The organism is Rhizobium sp. BR 317 (assembly GCF_047445835.1).
GTDB lineage: Bacteria > Pseudomonadota > Alphaproteobacteria > Rhizobiales > Rhizobiaceae > Rhizobium > Rhizobium paranaense.
Genome location: NZ_JARWLB010000115.1, coordinates 1 through 1,538 on the forward strand (window position 1 = coordinate 1; position 1,538 = coordinate 1,538).

Here is a 1,538-nt window from a genome sequence, read left to right on the forward strand (position 1 = left end):
CTCCGCTTCGAAGCAATGCCATCAGCATCGGCCCAAGCGAAAACTCTCCCCTCTTTGCCCTTGAGGTCAGATCACGAAGATATCCGCCTGCCGATGTGATGTGCCCTGTCCGCTCTAATATCGCCGCCATCGTCGCTGCCGCATTTTCCGGGCCCATTGCTTCGCACGCGTCCTGGTAAGCCGACKGGCTCACGCCCAACATTGATCGCACCACGACGGCTGCCGTCATCAAGTCCCGCCAGCTCTCGACGCACCCCGCCGGACCGTACATGGAAATCTCCGGGCACGCTCTCAGCACCATCCCAAGTGGGAATGACTTTATGGGTTCGGCCTTCCGCTCACGATTTTTGCTCGGCTTTGCGCCMTGCTCATTTTCAGAGCTAGGTTCAAGTTCATAGCTGGATTCGGTATTTGAATTCTGTATGTGCTGTCGGAATTCGTTGCCATTGGTGTMGGATTTTTTAAGATTGATGTGGGTTTCCAATAGATTGAGGACTTCTTCCCTCAGCATATCGAGTTCATCGCTGATTGCGGTCAATTCATCCGCCATTTTTGCCCGGCGGAGCCGCGACATGGTCTCGACATAAAGCTCTTCAACCTTGGCCCAATCCCCGGGAACGCGATCTTCCAATGCCGCGGAGATCAATTTCCGGATATCCCGCCGAGCTATTGTGATGCGCTCTTTGACGATCTTGATCTGCCGATTGGCCTCTGCGACCTGCTKAGCCATGTCAGCAAGTTCTTCCGAACGGGCTAGAAGTGGTGCAAGACTGAAGCCGTAAGCGGTCTCGATGGAACCGTCTGAGCCCTTGCGGGCATAACGCTTGCCATTCGGGCTGTCATTCCGTTGGATGAGACCAGCATCCACCAAGAGGGCCAGGTTCTCGCGAAGCGTCGTCCCGGCGATACCGTTTGCCCGTGCGATCAACTGAGCATTGGACGGAAACACGATAAGGTTCGCATCTTCCTTGAGCTMAGTTTCGGGATAGAACGACAACAGCGCGTTCAGCACTGCGAGCGCGCGATMCMGCAAACCAAGCAGCGATCGGGCATCGCACGCATCGCGATAGATCTTCCACTTGTCGATCGATTTTCCTTGCCTGATGTCTGCTGCTTTGAACTGCGCTGTMACCAAGGCAAGCGTCATTGGCCGCCGCCCAAAGGGCGTCGTCACATTTCCACTCTGCATTTMTTTCACCTTTCAATAGACAAAAGAAATCCGCTCACCAAAACGGTGCCAAAGACTMTTKACTGCGATTCATGGAAATGCGATTCTCAGGCTGCTTAGACCATTGAGAGAGGCTTCCACKACGGCGACGTTTGGGGGCCTTTTTCTTTTCCGGTTGCTATCGTCAATTACCCTTCAGACGCAGGATTATCCTTCCTGAAGTTCTCGTAGAGCTCGGGGAGCTGCTCCATAATAAACTTGGCAAAAGCCTCGTCCCGATCTCTGTTCATTTCGATTTTGCAGCGCCTGGCGCCAAGGGCGAATGTTGCGATTTCAAGTCCATCAGACGACTTGGCGATCAACCGGGGAG

1 protein-coding gene and 1 pseudogene are annotated in these 1,538 nt (G+C 54.0%); both read right to left on the bottom strand.

The window, feature by feature from the left end; genetic code table 11:
- Positions 1–1,189 (bottom strand): plasmid replication protein RepC (repC, locus tag QD357_RS32155; RefSeq protein ID WP_414126056.1); only part of this gene is annotated, 1,189 nt, incomplete at its 3' end.
- 167 nt (positions 1,190–1,356) lie between these two features.
- Positions 1,357–1,538 (bottom strand): annotated as a pseudogene (locus QD357_RS32160) (hypothetical protein); the annotation flags it as partial.